Raw genomic sequence first — 20,545 nt, 5'->3', positions numbered from 1 at the left:
CCGTCAGTCGGCCGTGTACGTGATCGACCGGACGTCGTAGCCCCTCGCCGCGGAGCCGCGGACGTGCATGAACATCGCGCCGCCCTCGTAGGACCAGGCGCACGCGTAGCCCTTCGGCTCCTTGGCGCAGCCCTGGAAGTGGTGGGTGACGCCGCGCGGGTCGTACGTGACCCGGAACAGCGTCCGCACCGCGCCCTCGGCGCCGACCTCCAGGGCGGCGTACCGGTCGCCGCGCTTCCACGCGGCGAACAGGTGCCCGGCCGCGGCGGACGGTCGCACGACGTGCCGGGACAGGTAGACCTTGGTGACCTTGGAGCCGGTCACGGCCATCGCGATGCCGTTGAGGCCGCCGGGCACGCGCACGCTGGTGTGCACGTACCGGCACACGCCGCGGGTGCAGCCGTCGAAGCGGTCGGGGGCGCGGTAGGCGTAACCGAAGATCGTGCGCACCGCGGCGGGGGTGGCGATCCCGGCCGCGGCGGCGCGGTCGCCGGCCAGCCACGCACGGAACAGCTCGCCCGCCACCTTGCCGGGGTCGGGCGCGGCGGCGAGCGCGGGGGCGGTGGCGAGCGCGGGGGCGGTGGCGAGCGCGGGGGCGGTGGCGAGCGCGGGGGCGGCGGGAAGGCCGAGCGTCAGCGTGGCGGTCGCCGCGAGGGCGGCGCCGCCGAGAACCAGTCGTCTGGACACGCCCCGACGTTAGGATCCGCCCCTTGCGCAGGGATTGCTCCGGACTTGCAACCTTCATCCCCGCCCCCGACTCCCCGGCACCGGGGCGGATGCTCAGCGTGACGACCTGTTCACGGATGACAAGCGGGGATCGTACAGTGTCAGGATGACGGTGGAGATCACGTGGTCGCGGCGGCGCGCGGCGACCGGCCGGGGCTCGCCGTCGCCCGCGCACCTGACGTAGCCGTCATCCTCACGGACGAGAAGGACCACCCCCATGGCTCAGATCAGTCCCCCCAGCCCGCCCGAGGCCGGCAGCGGCCAGCCCAGCCTGAAGCGGGTGATGGGCCCCGGCCTGCTGCTGCTGTTCATCGTCGGCGACATCCTCGGCACCGGCATCTACGCCCTGACCGGCCAGGTCGCCGGCGAGGTGGGCGGCGCCGCCTGGCTGCCCTTCACGATCGCCTTCGTCGTCGCGCTGATCACCGCCTGCTCCTACCTGGAGCTGGTCACCAAGTATCCGGAGGCCGCGGGCGCCGCCCTCTACGTGCACAAGGCGTTCGGCAAGCACGCGCTGACGTTCCTGGTGTGCTTCGCGGTGATGTGCTCGGGCATCACGTCGGCGTCGGCGGCCTCGCGGGCCTTCGCCGCCAACCTCGCCACCGGGTTCGGCCTCGACGCGGGCAACGGCGTCATCCTGCTGATCGCCGTGGGGTTCATGCTGCTGATCCTGGCCGTCAACCTGCGCGGCGTCGGCGAGAGCGTCAAGCTCAACGTCGTGCTCACCGCGGTCGAGCTGTCGGGGCTGCTGATGGTCATCGTGCTCAGCGGGTACTTCATCTCCGGCGGCCACGCCGACTTCTCCCGCGTCGTCGCCTTCGAGACGCCCGCCGACAAGGGCGTGTTCCTGGCCGTCAGCGCCGCGACGTCGCTGGCCTTCTTCGCCATGGTCGGCTTCGAGGACTCCGTCAACATGGCCGAGGAGACCAAGAACCCGACCCGGATCTTCCCGCGCATGATGTTCGCCGGCATCGGCATCACCGGCGTGATCTACGTGCTCGTGTCGATCTGCGCGGTCGCCGTCGTCCCGGTCGGGCAGCTCGCCGCCAGCGAGACGCCGCTGGTCACGGTGGTGCAGACGGCGGCTCCTGGCGTGCCGATCGCCTCGCTGCTGCCGTTCATCTCGATGTTCGCCGTCGCCAACTCGGCGCTGATCAACATGCTGATGGCCAGCCGGCTGCTGTACGGCATGAGCAAGCAGGGCGTGCTGCCGCCGTTCCTGTCGGCCGTCCACGCCACCCGGCGCACGCCGCACGCCGCCATCCTGTTCACCACGGTGATCGCCGTCGGCCTCATCACGTTCGTCTCGCTGGTCCCCGACAGCCCGGTGGTGGCGCTGCTGGGCGGCACGACCTCGCTGCTGCTGCTGGCCGTCTTCGCGGCGGTCAACGTGGCGGTCCTCGTCCTGCGCCGGGACGTCACCGGCGCCGAGCACTTCAACGCGGGCCGCGTGCTCCCCGTGGTGGGCACGGTCACCTGCCTCTACCTGGTGCTGCCGTGGTCCTCCGGACGTCCGGCGGGCCAGTACGAGATCGCCGGGATCCTGCTGGTGATCGGCGTGATCCTGTGGGCGGCGTCCTGGTCGTCGGCCAGGCGCCGGTCCGCCCGGCAACCATAGACCGGCGACCTTAAGACCGGCGGAAGCAGACCGTAAGCAGGCTCCGGCAAGCTGGGAACCACACAGAGCGAAACCGGAAGGGACATATCAGATGCGCAAGGTCAAGCTGCAGCTCCAGATCACCACGGACGGCTTCGTGGGCGGCCCCGCCGGCGAGATGGACTGGGTCACGTTCCCCTGGACCGACGACATCAACGCCCACGTCGGTGCGCTCTGGGAGCCGGTCGACACCATCGTGCTGGGCCGCAAGCTGGCCGAGGGCTTCATCCCGGCCTGGGAGTCGCGGCCGGCGGGCGAGACCGAGGAGGGCATCGACAAGATGATCAACACGCCGAAGGTCGTCATGTCCCGCAGCCTCACCGAGTCGCCCTGGAAGAACGCCGTCGTGGCGGGCGGCGACCCGGCCGAGACCATCGAGGAGCTGAAGGCGAAGCCGGGCGGCGACGTGATGGTGGCCGGCGGCGCCTCGATCGGCCGGCAGCTGATCTCGCGGGGGCTGATCGACGAGCTGCACCTGTTCGTCAACCCGGTCGCGATCGGGGCCGGGCTGCCGCTGTTCCCGGCGGGCGAGGGTTACCACCGGCTGCGCCTGGTCGGCGCGCGCGCGTTCGACTGCGGCGTGGTGGGCCTGCACTACGAGCCGGAACGGTCCTGAGAGGTCCGCCCTCCACCGTGGCGGGCCGTGAACCGCGGAAGGCGAAAGAGCGCACGTGCCCGGGAATGGCCTCCCGGGCACTTCGCTTTTGGTCAGGATGCCGCTGACCAGGAGATAGTCCGGCCGTCAATGACGGGAAAGCGAAGGCCCGGGAGAATGGCGGTCAGTCCACCTCGACGGCGGCCTGGGCGAACTGGGCGGAGTAGAGGCGGGCGTAGGCGCCGTCCGCCGCCAGGAGGGCCTCGTGGGTGCCCTGCTCGACGATTCGGCCCTCCTCCATGACCAGAATGAGGCTGGCGTCGCGGATCGTGGACAGGCGGTGGGCGATCACGAAGCTGGTCCGGCCCTCGCGCAGCGAGCTCATCGCCCGCTGGATGAGCACCTCGGTACGGGTGTCGACCGAGCTGGTGGCCTCGTCCAGGATGAGGATCGCCGGCTCGGACAGGAACGCGCGGGCGATCGTGATGAGCTGCTTCTCACCCGCGCTGACCGTGGCGCCCTCCTCGTCGATCACCGTGTCGTAGCCGTCGGGCAGCGTGTGGGCGATGCGGTCGACGTGCGCGGCGCGGGCGGCGGCCTCGATGCGCTCGCGGGTGGCGCCCTCGGCCCCGTAGCCGATGTTCTCGGCGATCGTGCCGCCGAACAGCCAGGTGTCCTGGAGCACCATGCCGATGTCGGCGCGCAGCTCCTCCCTGGACATCTCGGCCGTGTCGACGCCGTCGAGGGTGATGCGGCCGCCGGTCACCTCGTAGAACCGCATGATGAGGTTGACCAAAGTCGTCTTGCCCGCTCCCGTGGGGCCGACGATGGCCACGGTCTGGCCGGGCTCCACGGTCAGCGACAGGTTCTCGATCAGCGGCCGGTCGGGGGCGTAGCGGAAGGAGACGTTCTCGAACGCCACGCGCCCCCGCAGCTCGGCGGGACGGGCGGGCTCGGCCGGCTCGGCCGACTGCTCGGGGGCCTCCAGCAGCTCGAAGACCCGCTCGGCCGAGGCGACGCCCGACTGGACGAGGTTCGCCATGCCGGCCACCTGGGTCAGCGGCTGGCTGAACTGCCGGGAGTACTGGATGAACGCCTGCACGTCGCCCAGCGAGATCGCGCCCGACGCCACCTTGAACCCGCCCACGACGGCGACCAGCACGTAGTTGACGTTGCCGATGAACATCATCGCCGGCTGGATGAGCCCGGAGATGAACTGGGCGCGGAAGCTGGCGGCGTACAGGGCCTGGTTGTGTTCCTCGAAGGTGGCGACGGCCTCCTGCTGGCGGCCGAAGATCTTGACCAGGGTGTGGCCGCCGTACATCTCCTCGATGTGGCCGTTGAGCTTGCCGGTGGAGGACCACTGCTTGACGAACTGCGGCTGCGACCGCTTGCCGACGACGGCGGTGACGTAGACCGACACGGGCACCGTGACCAGGGCGATGAGCGCCAGGACCGGCGAGATCCAGAACATCACCACCAGCACGCCGACGACGGTCAGCACCGAGGAGATGAGCTGGCTCATGGTCTGCTGGAGGGTCTGGGCGATGTTGTCGGTGTCGTTGGTGGCGCGGCTGAGGATCTCGCCGCGCGGCTGGCCGTCGAAGTAGCTGAGCGGCAGCCGCGCCAGCTTGGCCTCGATCCGCTCGCGCAGCCGGGACGCCGCCCGCTGGACGATGGTCGTCGTGAGCCGGAACTGCGCGATGCCGAGCAGCGCCGCCACCACGTAGATGGCCAGCACCCAGCCCAGGACGTGGGCCAGGGCGGTGAAGTCGATGCCCTGGCCGGGCACGACGGTCATCGAGGCGACCATGTCGGCGAAGTTGTCCTCGCCCTTGGCGCGCAGGCCCGCCACGGCCTGCTCCTTGGTGAGCCCGGGGGTCAGCCGGGCGCCGACGATGCCGGAGAAGATCAGGTCGGTGGCGTGGCCGAGGATCTTGGGCCCGGTGACGGTGAGCGCGACGCTGGCCGTGCCGAGCGCCAGCACGACGCCGAGCAGCGCGCGTTCGGGCCGCAGCAGGCGCAGCAGCTTGCGCAGCGTGCCGCCGAAGTCGAGCGCCTTCTCGGCCGGGCCGGCCATCATCCTGCCCGGCCCGAAGGCGGGCTGCGGGCGGCGCGCGGGAGCCTGGGCGGTCATGCCGCGGCCTCCTGTTCGGTGAGCTGGGACAGCACGATCTCGCGGTAGGTCGGGCAGGTCTCCATGAGCTCGGCGTGGTCGCCGCTGCCCACCACCCGCCCCTCGTCGAGCACGAGGATGAGGTCGGCGTCGCGGATCGTGTTCACCCGCTGGGCGACGATGACGATCGTGGCGTCGGCGATCTCCTCGGCCAGGGCGGCCCGCAGGCGGGCGTCGGTGGCGTAGTCGAGGGCGGAGAAGGAGTCGTCGAACAGGTAGATCTCGGGCCGGTGGACGAGGGTCCTGGCGATGGCCAGGCGCTGGCGCTGGCCGCCGGAGACGTTCGTGCCGCCCTGGGAGATCGGCTCGTCCAGGCCGCCGGGCATCGCCTCGACGAACTCGCGGGCCTGGGCGATCTCCAGGGCCTGCCACAGCTCCTCGTCGGTGGCGCCGGGCCGGCCGTAGCGCAGGTTGGAGGCCACGGTGCCGGAGAACAGGTAGGGCGACTGCGGGACCAGGCCGACCGCGCGGGACAGCGCCGCCGGGTCGAGGTCGCGGACGTTGACGCCGTCCACCAGCACGTCGCCGGCGGTCGCGTCGAACAGCCGCGGGACGAGGTTGAGCAGCGTGGTCTTGCCGCTGCCGGTGCTGCCGATGATCGCGGTGGTCCGGCCCGGCCGCGCGGCGAAGCTCACCCCGCACAACACCGGGTCCTCGGCGCCCGGGTAGCGGAAGTCGACCGACCGCAGCTCCAGCTCGCCCCGGTGGCCGTCGGGGGTGACGGGGTCCGCGGGCGGGTGGACGGTCGAGTCGGTGCCGAGCACGTCCTCGATGCGCTCGGCGCAGACCTCGGCGCGCGGGATCATCATGAACATGAACATGGCCATCATCACCGACATCAGGATCTGCATCAGGTAGGAGATGACCGCGGTCAGCGCGCCGACCTGCATGGTGCCGTCGGCGATGCGGTGGCCGCCGAACCAGATGACGGCGACGCTGGAGACGTTCACGACCAGCATGACCGAGGGGAACATCAGCGCCATCAGCCGGCCGACCCGCAGCGAGACGTCGGTGAGCCGGTCGTTGGCCACGCCGAAGCGCTCGCGCTCGTGCCGGTCGCGGACGAACGCCCGGATGACCCGGATGCCGGTGATCTGCTCGCGCAGCACCTGGTTGATCCGGTCGATGCGCTCCTGCATGGTGCGGAACAGCGGCCGCATCCGCCAGACGACCAGGCCGACGATGAGGATCATCACCGGCAGCACGACGAGCAGCAGCGACGACAGCGCGGTGTCCTGGCGCAGCGCCAGCACGATGCCGCCGACGCACATGATCGGCGCGGCCACCATCATCGTGAACGTCATCAGCACGAGCAGCTGCACCTGCTGGACGTCGTTGGTGGTCCGGGTGATCAGCGACGGCGCCCCGAACCTGTTCACCTCCTGCGCCGAGAAGCCCTGCACGCGGTGGAAGATCGCGGCGCGCAGGTCGCGGCCCAGGGCCATCGACGTCCTGGCGCCGTAGTAGACGGCCACGATCGAGCAGACGATCTGGACGAACGTCACGCCGAGCATCACCAGCCCGACGCGCATGATGTAACCGGTGTCGCCGGTGATGACGCCGTGGTCGATGATGTCGGCGTTGAGTGTGGGGAGATAGAGCGTGGCCAGTGTCTGCACGAACTGGAAGAGGACCACGAGGGTGATCTCCTTCCCGTACGGCCTGAGCTGGACCCGCAGCAGGCGGAGCAGCATCAACGGACGCTTTCTGTGATGGGGGCGCGGTAGGAGGGCAGCAGCAGCCCGTCGAGCAGGACGGAGACGAGCTCTTCGTCGTCCATGTCGCCGAAGTCGTCGGACAGGCCGAAACCGCGGTGGACGCTCACCGAGACGAGCATGAGCAGCAGTTGCGCCGTGGCCATGGGCGAGCGGCGCAGATGGTCGCGGTCGGGCTCGACGAGGGCGGCGATCGCGGCGGTGATGCGGGCGCGGCTGTCCAGCATGTGCTCGCGGAGCTCGGCGTCCTCGGCCATGAGCTCGCGGGGCACGGCGAAGATGTTGACGTTGGCCTTCATGCCGGCCCGCAGCAGCGCCGCCACCTCACGCAGCCGGGCGCGCAGCCCGGCGGTGGCGCCGATGGCGGCGAGCGCGTCCTCGGCCGGACGGGGGTCGAACGCGCGCATCAGGGCCGCGCGCAGCAGCGTGGCCTTGTCGGGGAAGACGCCGAAGATCGTGCCCTCGGCCACGCCCGCGGCCTCGGCGATCTGGCGGGTGCTGACGGCGGTGCCGTGCGCGCGCAGCAGGGGGACGGTGGCCTCGATGAGGGCGGCACGGCGGTCTTCGGGCGCCATCGCGGGCACCCGTCGCCTCTTGGTCATGCGGACGAGCGTAATGAGTGAGTACTCGCTCGTTCAAATCATTATTTGCCGGACATGTGGATCGGCAGGTCAGCCCGCCGGCTTGTCGTCGGCCAGGTTCTTGAGCCACACGCCGGCGCCCCGCATGAGCACGTCCAGCTCACGGCGCAGCTCGGCGTTCTCGCGGCGCAGCCAGAGCAGCTCGTCCCGCTCCTCCAGGGAGAGCACGCCGGCCTCCTCCTGGACCGGCCGCGGGTGGTGGCGGCCCTCGGGGGCCGGGTCGTGCGTGCGGAACGCGTCCTCCCAGGGGCCGAGGACGTCGGCGGCGGCCGGGGCGGGCCCGGCCACCGGGGCCGGGGCAGAGGCAGGGGCGGGGGTCGCGGCGGCGACGGGGGCCGGGGCGGCGGCGGCCCTGGCCTTCGGCAGCGTGAGGGTGACCAGCGCGGCGACCACCGCGACGCCGCAGCCGATCAGCAGGGCGGTGCGGAAGCCGGTCTCCGAGGGCAGCGTGTGGCCGCCGACCGTCACGGTGAGCTGGGCCAGGACGACGCCGATCACGGCGGCGCAGACCGAGGTGCCGATGGAGCGCATCAGGGTGTTGAAGCTGTTGGCGGAGGCGGTCTCGCTCCTCGGGACCGCGCCCATGATGAGGGCGGGCATCGCGCCGTACGCCAGGCCGACCCCGGCGCTGCCGACGCAACCGGCGATCATCAGGCCCCAGCTCCAGCCCATCAGGCCGAGCGCGGTGCCGTAGCCGGCCGCGATGACCAGCGCCCCGACGAACAGGCTGGTCTTGGGCCCGCGGGCGGCCGACAGCCGGGCGCCGAGCGAGGAGACCGCCATCATCATCAGCCCGGACGGCGCCATCCAGAGCCCGGCGGCCAGCATCGACTGGCCCAGGCCGTAGCCGAGCGCCGCGGGCAGCTGCAGGATCTGCATGAGGACCAGCGACTGGGCGTACATGGCGAAGCCGACGAGGATCGAGGCCACGTTGGTGAGCAGCACCTGGGGGCGGGCGGTGGTGCGCAGGTCCACGAGGGGGTCGCGGACGCGCAGCTCCCACAGCCCCCACAGCAGGGCGAGCAGCACCGCGCCGCCGAGCAGCCCGAGGGTGGCGCCGCTCGACCAGCCCCAGTCGCCGCCCTTCGACACGCCGAGCAGCAGGCAGACCAGCGCCGCGCCCAGGCCGAACGCGCCGACCAGGTCGAGCCGGCCCCGGACGGCGGCGGCGGGCGTGGCCGGGACCAGCAGCCAGATCAGCACCCCGACCAGCACGCTCAGCGCTGCCGAGCCCCAGAACAGCACCCGCCAGTCGGCGTACTCGGCGACCGCGGCCGAGATCGGCAGCCCGAGCGCGCCGCCGATGCCCATGGACGAGCTCATCAGCGCGATGGCCGGGCCGACCCGCTGGGGCGGCAGCAGGTCGCGCAGCGCGCTGACGCCGAGCGGGATCATGCCGACGCCGAGCCCCTGGAGGCCGCGTCCGGCGATCATGGGGATCAGGGAGCCGGACAGCGCGCACACCACCGACCCGGCGACGAGCGGCACCGAGCAGACGAGCATCATGGTGCGCTTGCCGTAGAGGTCGCCGAGCTTGCCGATGACGGGGGTGGCGACCGCGCCGACCAGCAGCGTCACGGTGATCACCCATGACGCGTCGGCGGCACTGGCGTGCAGCAGCCGCGGCAGCCGGCCGATGAGCGGCACCACCAGCGTCTGCATGAGCGAGCCGACGATGCCGGCGACCGCGAGCACGCTGACGATCCCGCCGCCGGAGCGCGGGCTGGGCGCGGAATGCACCATTAATCCCCCTATTGTCCGAATGCACCCTACACAGGATGTGCCCCCTGCACAACCTGTGCGCCCTGCACATCGGCTCCCGCGGCAGAGGCGCGCCGGCGCGCCGACAGGTCAGCCGCGGTCGCGGGCGCCGCCGTCGAGGACCTGGTCGATGTGGGCGGCGAGCTCGACGTCGCGCTCGGTGACCCCGCCGGCCTCGCCCGTCGAGAGCCGGAAGCGGATGCCCTCCGCCGTACGCTCGATCTCGGCCTGGTGCCCCAGCGTGGCGCCCTCGTTGTGCACCGCCTCGCTCAGCCAGCCGTAGCTGTCGGGCGTGATCGGCACGTCCTTGACGAGGGCGTCGGCGTCCCGCCGCCAGCCCTCCAGCGCCGCCAGGGCGGTGTCGATGTCCTCGTCGGTCAGGCGCTCGGCCATGTTGCCCCCCAAGTCGTCGGCTTCCCGACGCTCGGCTACCACCGATGGGCCGCTTCACACCCGCCGCTTTCCTCTACAGCGTGTAGTGCCGCGATTCACGGAGGGGGTCGAGCGCCGGCGGTTCCGGACGTCTGCTGCGCGCGCTCAGCGACCGGATCTGACACTCGGAGCGCACGCCTGCGCCGTTTCTGACATAGGGGTTGACGCCGCCGGGACGCCCGGCCACCGCCGCCGAGCCCCTGACAGGCCGGTAATCGCAAGATCGTTTATATAAATGCTTGAATTACAGCATTTACGACCTGACTTACTACGCATTTCGGGCAAGTCATTTCTGTCAGGACGTACAAACTGTTTGCCGAAACACGGTGAAATGTGATCAGTTTACGGACGTGAGAGACTTTCTCATTGTCGGGGGCGGCGTCGCGGGCGCCTGCGCGGGGTTCTTCCTCGCCAGGTCAGGCACCGTGACCCTGCTCGAAGCCGAGCAGGTCACCGGCCACCACTCGACCGGACGGTCGGCGGCCCTCTTCTCCGAGTACTTCGGCAACCGGGCCGTCCGGGCTCTCACGGCGGCGAGCAGGGACTTCCTCGCCGCGCCTCCACCGGGTTTCGCCGACGTCCCGCTGCTGGGCCCGCGCGGCGTGCTCGCGCTGTGCCCGCACGGCGGCGAGAAGCTGTTCGACGAGGCGCTGGCCGAAGGGCGGCGGGCCCCGACGCCGGCGGTGGAGATCGACCCCGCCGAGGCCGCGGCGCTCTGCCCGATCCTGCGTCCGGGCCGGTTCAGCAGGGCGATGCTCAAGCCCGGCGCGATGGACATCGACGTCGACGCCCTCCACCAGGGTTTCCTGCGCGGCATCAAGGCCAGCGGCGGCCAGGTGCTCACCTCCGCCCGGGTCCGGGCGCTGTCGCGCACGGGCGGCGTCTGGCGGGCGGTCACCGACGCGGGCGAGCACGCCGCGCCGATCCTGGTCAACGCGGCCGGGGCGTGGGCCGACGAGGTCGCCGGGCTGGCCGGGGTGCGGCCGGTGGGCCTGCGCCCGCTGCGCAGGACCGCGTTCCTGGTCGACCTGCCCGAGGGGACGGACGCCCGGTCCTGGCCGATGGTCACCGACGTGGCGGACACCTTCTACGTCAAGCCCGAGTCCGGGCGGCTGCTGGTCTCCCCCGCCGACGCCACGCCCGTCCCGCCCTGCGACGCCCGCCCCGACGACCTGGACGTCGCCGTCGGCGTGCGGCGCGTCCAGGAGGCCACGACGCTGGAGATCCGCAGCGTCCGGCACGCCTGGGCGGGGCTGCGCAGCGAGGTGGCCGACGGGACGCCGGTGATCGGGCCGGACCCCGGCGCGCCGGGGTTCGTCTGGCTGGCCGCCCTGGGCGGCTACGGGGTGCAGACGTCGCCCGAGGCGGGCCGGCTCGCCGCCGCCGCGGCGACGGACGGGGCCGCCGAACCGGCGTACGCGCCGGGCCGGCTCCGGAACGACTTGGAACGCCTATGAGGAAGGCGACGGGGGCGTGTGGGGCAAAGGGGCCGGTCGCCGTTCGTACATTCCTGACAGAGAGGTGGAGATGACCGGCAACACCCGCGGCTTCACCGGCCGGGCGGTCGACTTCGGCCCGTTCCGTCCCGTCCCGGCGTTGATCGAGGAGCAGACCGACCGGTGCCCGGAGCGGCCGGCGGTCACCTTCGACGGCAGGACCCTCACCTACAGGCAACTGGACGACCTGGTCAACGGCCTGGCGGCGACGCTGGCCGGGCACGGCGTGGGCAAGGGCGACGTGGTCGCCGCCCTGCTGGTCAACTCGCTGGAACTGCCGGTCGCGTACCTGGCGCTGATGAAGCTGGGCGCGGCGTTCGTGCCGCTCGACCCGTCGTGGCCGGTCGAGCGCGTGCGCGACACGCTGGACGTGCTGCCGGACGGGCCGATCCTGTGCGCGGGCGGCGAGCCGCTGCCGCCGGGCGCGGCCGATCGGGCGGTGATCGTCGGGATCGACACGATCGTCCCGACCGCCGAGCGCCCGTCGGTCGAGCTGGGCCCGGACGACCTGGCGTACGGCTACTTCACCTCCGGCACCACCGGCACCCCCAAGTGCGCGATGAACCGGCACGGCGGCCTGGCCAACCGGCTGCGCTTCATGACCCGCTACTTCGCCGCGACCGGCGACGACGTCGTGCTGCAGAACAGCAGGCACACCTCCGACTCCGCGCTGTGGCAGCTGTTCTGGCCGCTGACCACCGGCGGGCGCACGGTGCTGCCCGTGCAGGGCGACTTCCTCAACCTCCGGCACACCATCGACCTGATCGCCCGGTACGGCATCACCACCGCCGACTTCGTCTCCAGCGTCTTCAACGCCCTGGTCGCCATCGTGGACGGCGACGCCGCCGCCCTGAGCGCGCTGTCGTCCCTGCGCCGGCTCGTCGTCGGCAGCGAGGCGGTCAGCCCGCGCGCGGTGCACCGGCTGATGGCCCTGCTGCCCGGCCTCGACCTGACCAACGGCTACGGCCCGACCGAGGCGTCGATCGGGATGGTCTTCCACCGGGTGTCGGCGGCCGACGGCGACGCGGTCCCGCTGGGCCGCCCGATCGACAACTGCTACGCCGTCGTGGTGGACGACGACCTGCGCCCGGTCCCGCCCGGCACGACCGGCGAGATCGCGATCGGCGGCGTCTGCCTGGGCGCGGGCTACCTGGGCGACCCGGCCGCGACGGCCAGGGCGTTCGTCGGCAACCCGTTCCCTGACGAGATCCCGGGCGAGCGCCTCTACCTCACGGGCGACCTCGGCCACCTGGACGACGACGGCCGCCTGTTCTTCGCCGGCCGCAAGGACTTCCAGGTCAAGATCCACGGCGTGCGCATCGAGCTGGGCGAGATCGCCGCGGCGGCCCAGCGCTGCCCCGGCGTGCTGCAGGCCGAGGTCCTGGTGGCCGAGCAGGCGGGCGTCAAGGCGCTGGCGCTGTTCGCCTCCGGCAGGGGCCTGACCGAGGCCGCGCTGGCCGCCGAACTGCGCCGCACGCTGCCGCGGACCAGCGTCCCCCGCTACTTCTTCCCGCTGGCCGAGATGCCGCTGCACGACAACGGCAAGGTGGACCGCGGCCGGCTCCAGGAGATCCTCGACGGCCGGCTGGCCGAGGACACCGCGCTGCTGGCCGAGAGCGCGCCGACCGCGTGCCTGGGCGACCAGGTGCTGCGGGCGATGCGCTCGGCGCTGGGCTGGCCCGGCCTGACCGCCGAGACGCACTTCGCCGAGTCGGGCGGCGACTCCATCCAGGCCCTGTCCGTGGTCCACATGATCACCGCCGAGACCGGCGTGCGCGTGGACGTCAAGGACCTGTACGACCACCCGACGGCCGCCGCGCTGGCCCGGCTGATCGAGCGGCGGCGGCACGACCACGAGGCCATCGAGGAGGAGTCGGTGCTGATGGCCCGCGACTGCGTGGTGCCCGACGGGGAGCCCATCCGGCGGGCGTCCAGGCCGGAGCGGCTGCGTACGGTGCTGGTCACCGGGGCCACCGGGTTCGTCGGCAGCCGCCTGGTGCACGAGCTGCTGAGCCGTGGCGGGCTGCGGGTGTGCTGCCTGGCGCGGGCGGCCGACGACGAGGCGGCCACGGCCCGGGTCGTGACGGCGCTCGCCGAGCGGGGGTTGTGGGAGCCGCGCTTCGCCGACCGGCTGGAGGGCTACGCGGGCGACCTGTCCTTACCCGGCCTCGGGCTGGACGGCTCCACCTGGGAGCATCTGGCCCGAGCCTGCGACCTGGTGCTGCACAACGGCGCGATGGTGAACTTCCTGTTCGACTACCGCGCCCACCGTCAGGCCAACGTGCGCGGCACGATCGAGCTGGTGCGGCTGGCGATGGCCCACCACCCGGTGCCGCTGCACTACGTCTCGACGCTGGGCGCGCTGCAGACGGAGGCGCTCCACAGGGGCGAGCGCGTCCCGGAGGACTGCGACCCGGCGCTGGCCAGGCCGCCGGGCGGCGGCTACAGCCGGTCGAAGTGGATCGCCGAGCGCTACCTGGCCGAGGCCCGGCGGCGGGGCGCGCTGGTGACCGTGCTGCGGCTGGGCGAGATCATGCCGAGCGCCGACAACGGCTATCCGAACCCGGTCGCCTTCACCCACCTGCTGCTGTCGGCGTTCGTGCGGCTCGGCGTGCGTCCGGACGTCGCCACGCGCACCGACTACACCCCGGTCGACTACGTCGCCGCGCGGGTCGGGGCGGCCGTGACCGACCCCGAGGTCTGGGGCCGTACGCTGCACGTCTTCCGCGCCGAGAGCGTCCGCATCGACGACGTGCCGGCGCGGGCGGGCGTGCCGGTCACGCCCATCCCGTGCGGCGACTTCGCGCGGCTCGTGCGCGAGACCGGCCGGGCGAGCGGGGACCGCGAGCTGATCACGCTCGCCTCCCTGCTGCCCGCCGCGGCGGACGAGGAGGAGCTGCGCCGGGCGTTCGGCGGGCTGCTCACCGACAACCCCGCGCTGTTCCGCAAGGACGAGTGCCACAGGCTCGAACAGCGATGGCGGCTCGGCGAGGGCACCCTCGACGGCCCGATCGCCGCCTACCACGCCCGCCTGGCGGGCACCGCCGGGCAGCGGGTGCCCACCGGTTGATCAGGAAAGGTCAGGAATGCGCTACCGCAAGATGGGAAACCTCGGCTGGGAGGTCAGCGAGGTCGGCTACGGCATGTGGGGCATCGGCGGCGGCCCCGGCGGCTTCACCGGCTGGGACTACGACGTCGCCCCCCGGTGCCTCGACGAGGCCGTCGAACTGGGCTGCACCTTCTTCGACACCGCCTGGGTCTACGGCCGCGGCGTCAGCGAGCAGCTGCTCGGCGCGCTGCTGCGCCGCCACTCCGGCCACCGGCTGTACGTGGCCACGAAGATCCCGCCGAAGAACCGCGAATGGCCCCCCGGACCGGACGACACCCTCGACGACGCCTACCCCGCCGAGCACATCCGCGAGTACACCCACCGCAGCCTGGACAACCTGGGCGTCTCGCGCATCGACCTCATGCAGTTCCACACCTGGGAGGACCGCTGGGCCCGGGACGAGCGGTGGCAGGAGGCGATCAGGGACCTCAAGAGCGAGGGCCTGATCGACGCGGTCGGCATCAGCGTCAACCGGTGGGAGCCGGCCAACTGCTTCGCCGCGCTCGACACCGGCCTGATCGACGTCATCCAGGTGATCTACAACATCTTCGACCAGGCTCCCGAGGACGAGCTGTTCGACCGGGCGCTGCGCGAGGGCGTGGGCATCATCGCCCGGGTGCCGTTCGACGAGGGCACCCTCACGGGCACCCTGACCGCGGACAGCACGTGGCCGGAGGAGGACTGGCGCAGCACGTACTTCGGGCCGGAGAACCTGGGGCCGAGCGTCGAGCGGGCCGAGCGGCTCAAGGCGGCGCTCCCGGAGGGGCTCTCGCTGCCGGAGGTCGCGCTGCGGTTCGTGCTGCACCACCCGGCGGTCAGCACGGTGATCCCGGGGATGCGCAGGCCGGCGCACGTGCGGGCCAACCTCGGCGTCTCCGACGGGCGGCCGCTCGACCCTGAGCTGCTGGGCGAGCTGCGGCGGCACCGCTGGGACCGGGTGCCGGCGTGGTGGTCGGGGTGAGCGGGCCGCTGGTCGCCATGTGGGCGCACTCGCGCTCGGCCTCGACGGCGTTCCTGCGCATGATGATCGAGCGGGGCGACGTGGCCGTCCTGCACGAGCCGTTCCTGGCGCTGACCGAGGAGGGCTCGCTGACGCTGCCCGCGCCGGACGGCGGCCAGGTGACGGCCCGCTCGGAGAAGGACCTGCTGGTGCGGCTGGCCGAGCTGGCGCGGGCGCGGCCGGTGTTCGTCAAGGAGGTGCTCGACTACGAGTACCCGCACCTGTTCAAGCATCCGGAAGACCTGGCGGGGATCGTCCACACGTTCATCGTGCGCGACCCGCGGCCGACCATCGCCTCGCACTACGCGATCAAACCGGCGGTGACCTGCGACGAGATCGGCTACGAGCGGCTGTTCCTGCTGCACGAGCTGGTCCGGGAGGCGACCGGACGGCGGCCGCTGGTGATCCGCACCGAACGGCTGATCCGCGAGCCGGCGGCGGTCGTCGAGGAGTTCTGCGCCTACACCGGGCTGCCCTTCCTGCCCGGCTCGCTCAGCTGGGCCGCCGGCGACCGCCCGGAGTGGGGGCGGACCCGCCGCTGGCACCTGGACGCGAGCGGCAGCGCCGGGTTCGAGGAGCGCGGCAACGTCTACGCCGCCACCGTGGACAACCATCCGGCCCTGCGGGCCTTCTACGACCACCATCTCCCCTTCTACCAGCGCCTCGTCCAGGACGAATAGGGAGCATCCATGTCAGAGTCACCGGGCCGGCTGTTCGCGCGGGCCTACGCCGAGGACCCCGGCCACGCGGAAGTGACCTTCGACTACACCATCACCGAGGCGCACGAGCCGACCAAGGACCGGCCCCGCCTGACCGTGCGCAACCTGCTCAAGGTCGTCCCCGTCGAGGGCGACACGGCCCGGTTCTGGACGGAGTCGCCGCCCGGCGAGGAGGAGCGGCGGTCGGTGCGCGACTCGGACGTGCGCCGCGAGGCGGCCTTCAGGTTCGGCATGTCGGAGGCCAAGGTGCAGCCGATCCGGGCCTGGGTGCAGATCCCCGACGGCCTGGCCGCCGACCCGGACGCCCTGGCCACCTTCCTCGACTACCGGCTGCTGGTCCGGCTGGCCACGGCCGAGAACCTGGCCCTGACCACCGCCCTGCTCGGCCATCCGGAGATCGCCCGCCTGCCGTACGACGACTACGTCCACGGCGTGCTGTCGGCCTGCGACGAGGTCGAGCAGTCGGGCGCGACCCCGCACGCGATGATCGTCAACCCGCGCGACTACTACCACCGGCTGATCGGCCGCGGCGGGCTGCTGGCCGAGCTGGCCGAGGGCAACGGCATGAAGGTCAGCCGCAACCGGTGGGTCGCCCCCGGGGACGCCCTGGTCGGCGACATCTCCGTGGCGGCCAGGCTGCTGGACGCGCGCCGCTCGGTGATCCGGGTGGCCGAGCCGCCGCCCGGCACGTTCGCCCGGCCGGGCGTGGCCGTCTGCGCGGAGGTGTACGAGGGCGTCGCGGTGCATCTGCCGGGGTTGTTCTACCTGGTGACCCCTGCCGGGGAAAACACCATATTTCCCACTTCCTAGCAATCAAGTAGAACGAGAACGACGAAAGGCGGTGACCGTGTCGGACACGAGCCAGGAATACCGGCGCAATGGTTGGTGGCGCGACGAGACCTTTCTGGACGACTTACGCCGCAACATCGGTGCGTCTCCCGACAAGGCCGCACTGATCAGCCGGCGCGTCGCCGACGGTGTCACCGACGTCGTCACGTACGCCGAGCTGGGCGCGATGACCGACCGCATCGCGCACGGCCTGGTCCGGCTGGGCGTGCGGCCGGGCGACTTCGTCGCCATCCAGCTCCCCAACCGCAGGGAGACGCTGCCCCTCGCGCTGGCGTGCATGAAGGTCGGCGCGCGCATCGCCCCGCAGATGCCCATCTACCGGCACCGCGAGCTGGACTTCATGATCCGGCTGACCGAGGCGAAGCTGTTCGTCACCACGAGCCGGATCGGCCACCTGGACACGGCCGAGACGGGGATGACCCTGGCCCGGGAGATCCCGAGCCTGGAGCACGTGATCGTCGTCGGCGGCGGCGGCCCGCCCGGCTCGCTCGACTTCGACGAGCTCCTGCTCAACCCGGAACCGGGCGACCCGGCCGACGTCGAGGGCCGCGAGCTGGGCCCCGACGACCCGTTCCTCATCCTGTTCACCTCGGGCACGACCGGCGAGCCCAAGGGCGCGCTGCACAGCCAGAACACCCTGTACGCCGACATCAAGGGCTACGCGGAGGCGTTCGGGCTGGACCCGAGCCTGGTCATCATGACGGCCCAGACGTCGATGCACTACGTCGGCCTGGTGATGGCGTACCTGACGGCGCTGACGCTGGGCGGCACCGCGGTCACGGCCGACGCCTGGGATCCCGGCGTCTACCTCGACCTGATGTCCGACCACGACGTCACCATGTACTACGGCTCGCCGCCGTTCGCCCGGGAGATCAGCGAGGAGCAGGCGGCCCGGCCGCGCGAGCTGCCCAGCCTGAGCGTCTTCGTCTCCGGCTCGGCCCCCGTCCCCCCGCACCTGGTGGAACGGGTCACCGAGACGCTGGGCGTGCGCGTGTACGCGCTGTGGGGCATGACCGAGAACGGCGGCGTCACCATGACCAGGCCGCAGGACCCGCCCGAGCGGGCCGGCGAGAGCGACGGCACGGTCATCTCCGGCATGGAGGTGCGCATCGTCGACGAGGAGAACAAGCCGGTCGAGAAGGGCGAGATCGGCGCCCTCCAGGTACGCGGCGCGGCCCAGTGCCTCGGCTACTACCTGCGCGACGAGATCTACGCCAAGTCGATCACCCCGGACGGCTGGTTCGACACCGGCGACCTGGCCCGCGACGACGGCTACGGCGGCGTGCGCATCTCCGGCAGGACCAAGGACGTCATCATCGCCAACATGTGCCTCAAGCTGCCGGTCAGCGACATCGAGGCGCTGCTCGGGCGGCATCCGGCGATCCGCGACATCGCCCTCATCGGCATCCCGGACCCGGCGCTGGTCGAGCAGGTGTGCGCCGTCGTCACGCCGTCGGGCGAGCCGCCCACGCTGGAGGAGTTGCGCGCCTACCTCAAGGAGGCCGGCGTGAACGACTGGTTCTGGCCCGAACGCCTGGAGATCGTCGAGGAGATGCCGCGGACCGTCACCGGCAAGATCCGCAAGGTCGAGCTGCGGGAGCGGTTCGGCGCGGCGTCGGACTGAGGTGGCCGGTTCACGGGCGCTCCCGCTCGCCGTCCTGTGCGGGAGCGCCTTCCTCGGCGCGATCGACGTGCAGCTCGCGAACATCGCCTTCCCCGACATCCTGCGCAGCTTCCCCGGCAGCAGCCTGCCGGAGCTGTCGTGGGTGTTCAACGGCTACGCGATCGTGTTCACCGCGGCGCTGCTGCCGGCCGGCGGCCTGGCCGACCGGTTCGGCGCGCGGCGGGTGTTCCTGACCGGCCTCGCGGTGTTCGTGGTCGGCGCCGCGCTATGCGCGGTCGCGCCGTCGGCCGGCGCGCTGATCGCCGCCCGGGTCGTGCAGGGCGTGGGCGGCGGGGTGATCACGCCGCTGACGCTCGCGCTGATCCTGCCGTACTACCCGCCGGAACGCCGGGGCACGGCGATCGGGCTGTGGAGCGCGGCGCAGTCGGTGGCGACGGCGTCGGGGCCGTCGCTGGGCGGCATGCTGGTCGGCGTCTGGGACTGGCGGACGGTGTTCTTCCTGCACCTGCCGGTCGGGGCGGCGGTGCTGGCGGGCGCCTGGCGGATCGTGCCCAAGGGGGCGGGCGAGGCGGCCACGTCCAGGCTGCCGGACATCGCCGGGCTGCTGCTGCTGGTGGGGGCCATCGGGCTGCCCTCGCTGGCGATCGTGCAGAGCGACGCGTGGGGGCCGGGCGGCCCCGGCACGATCGCGGCGCTGGTCGCGGGCGTCGTCGTGGCCGTGCTGTTCGTCCGGCGGGCGCGCACGCATCCCGCGCCGATCGTGGACCTGGGCGCGTTGCGGGCGCGCGGCACGCAGCGGGCCAACCTCGCGATGTTCCTGGTCGGGCTGGTGATGTTCGCGCTGCCGCTGGCCAACATCCTGTTCCTGACCGGGATCTGGGGGTACTCCGTGGCCGCCGCGGGGCTCGCCGTCACGCCGGGGGCGCTGGCCCAGGTGCTGACCGCGCCGCTGGCCGGGCGGCTGGCGGCCAGGACCGGCCATCGCCTGCTCGCCCTGTGCGGGGTGGCGCTGCTGGCCCTGTCCACGGCGTACCTGGCGTTCGCGACGGGGGACGAGCCGGCGTACCCGACGGTGGTGCTGCCCGCGGTGGTGCTGTCGGGGGTCGCGGTGGCCGTGCTGATCACGTCGCTGAGCGGCGCGGCGGTGGCCGAGATCCCGCCCGCGCGGCTGGCCACCGGCACCGCCCTGTCGGTGACCTCGCGGGCCGTCGGGGCCGTCATCGGGGTCTCGGCGCTGGTGCTGGTGCTGTCGGGCGACCGGCTCGGGGCGGTCGGGGCGTACCAGGGGGTGTGGCTGACGATGCTGGGCCTGTGCGCGCTGGTCGCCGTCGCCGCCGCCGGCCTGCGCGCCCCGCGGGCCGAACCCGCCGCGCAACGCGCCTGACGGCGCGCGGGTCCGGCGGTCAGCCGGGGGCGTAGGCCAGGACGTGGTCGTGCAGCAGGCGGCCGGCCTGGGGGTCGTCCCGCTCGAACGCCTCCACCAGCGGTTCGTGGTCGGCCGCGTTCTCGTGCGGCCGCATCCGGAACAGCCGGATCGACACGTGCGTCCAGACCTCGACGCCGAGCGACTCCCACACCGACACCAGCAGCGCGTTGCCGGAGGCCGCGACGATCTCCCGGTGGAAGGCGACGCCGTGGCGCACCTGGTCGTCGAGGGAGCCGGCGGCCGCGGCGGCGTGCAGGCGGGCCACGTGGGCGCGCAGCGCCGCCGCCGGCGGGCGGCCGAGGCGGGTGGCGGTCTCCTCCAGGCCGGCCCTGACCTGGTAGACCTCGCGCAGGTCGTCGAGGGTGAAGCCGCGCACCCGGGCGCCGCGGTTGGGCGCCGACTCGACCAGCCGCAGCGTCTCCAGCTCGCGCAGCGCCTCGCGGACGGGGGCCTGGCTGACCTGGAGCTCGGCGGCCAGGCGGCGCTCGACGATGCGCTCGCCGGGCTCCCACCGGCCGCTGATCAGGCCGTCGAGCAGCACTTTCCTGATCTCCTCGCGCAACGGCGGCCGCACCACGGGCTCCACTGATAATCCTTTCATCGGATGATCGATCATATG

16 protein-coding genes are annotated in these 20,545 nt (G+C 72.4%); 9 read left to right on the top strand and 7 right to left on the bottom strand.

Translation table 11 applies throughout. The annotated features are described in order from the left end of the window. Window positions 1-3: 3 nt before the first annotated feature. Window positions 4-687, bottom strand: a complete 684-nt coding sequence (locus ABT158_RS12095; RefSeq protein ID WP_352352791.1) for a hypothetical protein — start codon at window positions 685-687, stop codon at window positions 4-6. Between the two features lie 256 nt (window positions 688-943). Between ABT158_RS12095 and ABT158_RS12090 the strand changes: the two genes are divergently transcribed. Together ABT158_RS12090 and ABT158_RS12085 are read left to right on the top strand one after the other, a co-directional pair. Then, window positions 944-2,344 (top strand): APC family permease, encoded by a 1,401-nt coding sequence (locus tag ABT158_RS12090; protein WP_352352790.1) that lies wholly within the window; start codon window positions 944-946, stop codon window positions 2,342-2,344. 91 nt (window positions 2,345-2,435) lie between these two features. Then, on the top strand, window positions 2,436-2,999 hold the full coding sequence (locus tag ABT158_RS12085; RefSeq protein ID WP_352352789.1) for a dihydrofolate reductase family protein: 564 nt from the start codon (window positions 2,436-2,438) through the stop codon (window positions 2,997-2,999). A gap of 163 nt (window positions 3,000-3,162) precedes the next feature. Here the strand turns inward: ABT158_RS12085 and ABT158_RS12080 are convergent, their stop codons facing one another. The 5 genes from ABT158_RS12080 to ABT158_RS12060 all read right to left on the bottom strand — a co-directional run bounded on the left by ABT158_RS12080 (window position 3,163) and on the right by ABT158_RS12060 (window position 9,664). Next, the gene (locus tag ABT158_RS12080; RefSeq protein ID WP_352352788.1) at window positions 3,163-5,115 is read right to left on the bottom strand and encodes an ABC transporter ATP-binding protein; all 1,953 of its coding nucleotides are present in this window, start codon (window positions 5,113-5,115) and stop codon (window positions 3,163-3,165) included. Next, window positions 5,112-6,848: an ABC transporter ATP-binding protein gene (locus ABT158_RS12075; protein WP_352352787.1), complete on the bottom strand. Its 1,737-nt coding sequence runs from the start codon at window positions 6,846-6,848 to the stop codon at window positions 5,112-5,114. The genes ABT158_RS12080 and ABT158_RS12075 overlap by 4 nt, the downstream gene beginning before the upstream one ends. Next, a complete protein-coding gene (locus ABT158_RS12070; RefSeq protein WP_352352786.1) occupies window positions 6,848-7,471 on the bottom strand; it encodes a TetR/AcrR family transcriptional regulator in 624 nt (207 codons plus the stop codon). Before ABT158_RS12070 ends, ABT158_RS12075 begins: the two co-directional genes overlap by 1 nt. Window positions 7,472-7,540: 69 nt before the next feature. Then, window positions 7,541-9,253 carry an MFS transporter gene (locus ABT158_RS12065; RefSeq protein WP_352352785.1) on the bottom strand — a complete coding sequence of 571 codons (1,713 nt, stop codon included), beginning with the start codon at window positions 9,251-9,253 and terminating at the stop codon, window positions 7,541-7,543. Between the two features lie 108 nt (window positions 9,254-9,361). Continuing rightward, window positions 9,362-9,664, bottom strand: coding sequence for a 4a-hydroxytetrahydrobiopterin dehydratase (locus ABT158_RS12060; protein ID WP_352352784.1), 303 nt, complete (start codon window positions 9,662-9,664; stop codon window positions 9,362-9,364). 389 nt (window positions 9,665-10,053) lie between these two features. On the opposite strand from ABT158_RS12060, the gene ABT158_RS12055 reads away from it, so the two are divergent. The 7 genes from ABT158_RS12055 (at window position 10,054) to ABT158_RS12025 (ending at window position 19,884) form a co-directional block, all read left to right on the top strand. Continuing rightward, window positions 10,054-11,160 carry an NAD(P)/FAD-dependent oxidoreductase gene (locus ABT158_RS12055; protein WP_352352783.1) on the top strand — a complete coding sequence of 369 codons (1,107 nt, stop codon included), beginning with the start codon at window positions 10,054-10,056 and terminating at the stop codon, window positions 11,158-11,160. Between the two features lie 70 nt (window positions 11,161-11,230). Continuing rightward, window positions 11,231-14,269 (top strand): non-ribosomal peptide synthetase, encoded by a 3,039-nt coding sequence (locus ABT158_RS12050; protein WP_352352782.1) that lies wholly within the window; start codon window positions 11,231-11,233, stop codon window positions 14,267-14,269. A 16-nt stretch (window positions 14,270-14,285) separates the two neighbouring features. Then, the gene (locus ABT158_RS12045) at window positions 14,286-15,269 is read left to right on the top strand and encodes an aldo/keto reductase (RefSeq protein WP_352352781.1); all 984 of its coding nucleotides are present in this window, start codon (window positions 14,286-14,288) and stop codon (window positions 15,267-15,269) included. Further along, entirely contained in the window at window positions 15,254-15,988 is a 735-nt protein-coding gene (locus tag ABT158_RS12040; protein WP_352352780.1) for a sulfotransferase-like domain-containing protein, read from the top strand. The genes ABT158_RS12045 and ABT158_RS12040 overlap by 16 nt, the downstream gene beginning before the upstream one ends. A 9-nt stretch (window positions 15,989-15,997) precedes the next feature. Then, the gene (locus ABT158_RS12035; protein WP_352352779.1) at window positions 15,998-16,837 is read left to right on the top strand and encodes a family 3 encapsulin nanocompartment shell protein; all 840 of its coding nucleotides are present in this window, start codon (window positions 15,998-16,000) and stop codon (window positions 16,835-16,837) included. Between the two features lie 37 nt (window positions 16,838-16,874). After that, the gene (locus ABT158_RS12030) at window positions 16,875-18,500 is read left to right on the top strand and encodes an AMP-binding protein (RefSeq protein WP_352352778.1); all 1,626 of its coding nucleotides are present in this window, start codon (window positions 16,875-16,877) and stop codon (window positions 18,498-18,500) included. 1 nt (window position 18,501) lies between these two features. Continuing rightward, window positions 18,502-19,884, top strand: a complete 1,383-nt coding sequence (locus tag ABT158_RS12025; RefSeq protein WP_352352777.1) for a DHA2 family efflux MFS transporter permease subunit — start codon at window positions 18,502-18,504, stop codon at window positions 19,882-19,884. Between the two features lie 19 nt (window positions 19,885-19,903). On the opposite strand, the gene ABT158_RS12020 is transcribed toward ABT158_RS12025, so the two are convergent. Continuing rightward, the gene (locus tag ABT158_RS12020; protein WP_502911511.1) at window positions 19,904-20,542 is read right to left on the bottom strand and encodes a GntR family transcriptional regulator; all 639 of its coding nucleotides are present in this window, start codon (window positions 20,540-20,542) and stop codon (window positions 19,904-19,906) included. Window positions 20,543-20,545 lie beyond the last annotated feature (3 nt).

The organism is Nonomuraea sp. NPDC001636 (assembly GCF_040298265.1).
Lineage (GTDB): Bacteria > Actinomycetota > Actinomycetes > Streptosporangiales > Streptosporangiaceae > Nonomuraea.
The sequence above is the reverse complement of the archived record's forward strand: the minus strand, read 5'-3'. Positions and strand labels throughout refer to the sequence as shown.

What these genes read in the sequence shown, in the direction of transcription:
- ABT158_RS12090 (WP_352352790.1), top strand. Translation starts at nt 944, where the DNA reads ATGGCTCAGATCAGTCCCCCCAGCCCGCCCGAGGCCGGCAGCGGCCAG.
- ABT158_RS12085 (WP_352352789.1), top strand. Translation starts at nt 2,436, where the DNA reads ATGCGCAAGGTCAAGCTGCAGCTCCAGATCACCACGGACGGCTTCGTG.
- ABT158_RS12080 (WP_352352788.1), bottom strand. Translation starts at nt 5,115, where the DNA reads ATGACCGCCCAGGCTCCCGCGCGCCGCCCGCAGCCCGCCTTCGGGCCG.
- ABT158_RS12075 (WP_352352787.1), bottom strand. Translation starts at nt 6,848, where the DNA reads ATGCTGCTCCGCCTGCTGCGGGTCCAGCTCAGGCCGTACGGGAAGGAG.
- ABT158_RS12070 (WP_352352786.1), bottom strand. Translation starts at nt 7,471, where the DNA reads ATGACCAAGAGGCGACGGGTGCCCGCGATGGCGCCCGAAGACCGCCGT.
- ABT158_RS12065 (WP_352352785.1), bottom strand. Translation starts at nt 9,253, where the DNA reads ATGGTGCATTCCGCGCCCAGCCCGCGCTCCGGCGGCGGGATCGTCAGC.
- ABT158_RS12060 (WP_352352784.1), bottom strand. Translation starts at nt 9,664, where the DNA reads ATGGCCGAGCGCCTGACCGACGAGGACATCGACACCGCCCTGGCGGCG.
- ABT158_RS12050 (WP_352352782.1), top strand. Translation starts at nt 11,231, where the DNA reads ATGACCGGCAACACCCGCGGCTTCACCGGCCGGGCGGTCGACTTCGGC.
- ABT158_RS12045 (WP_352352781.1), top strand. Translation starts at nt 14,286, where the DNA reads ATGCGCTACCGCAAGATGGGAAACCTCGGCTGGGAGGTCAGCGAGGTC.
- ABT158_RS12035 (WP_352352779.1), top strand. Translation starts at nt 15,998, where the DNA reads ATGTCAGAGTCACCGGGCCGGCTGTTCGCGCGGGCCTACGCCGAGGAC.
- ABT158_RS12020 (WP_502911511.1), bottom strand. Translation starts at nt 20,542, where the DNA reads ATGATCGATCATCCGATGAAAGGATTATCAGTGGAGCCCGTGGTGCGG.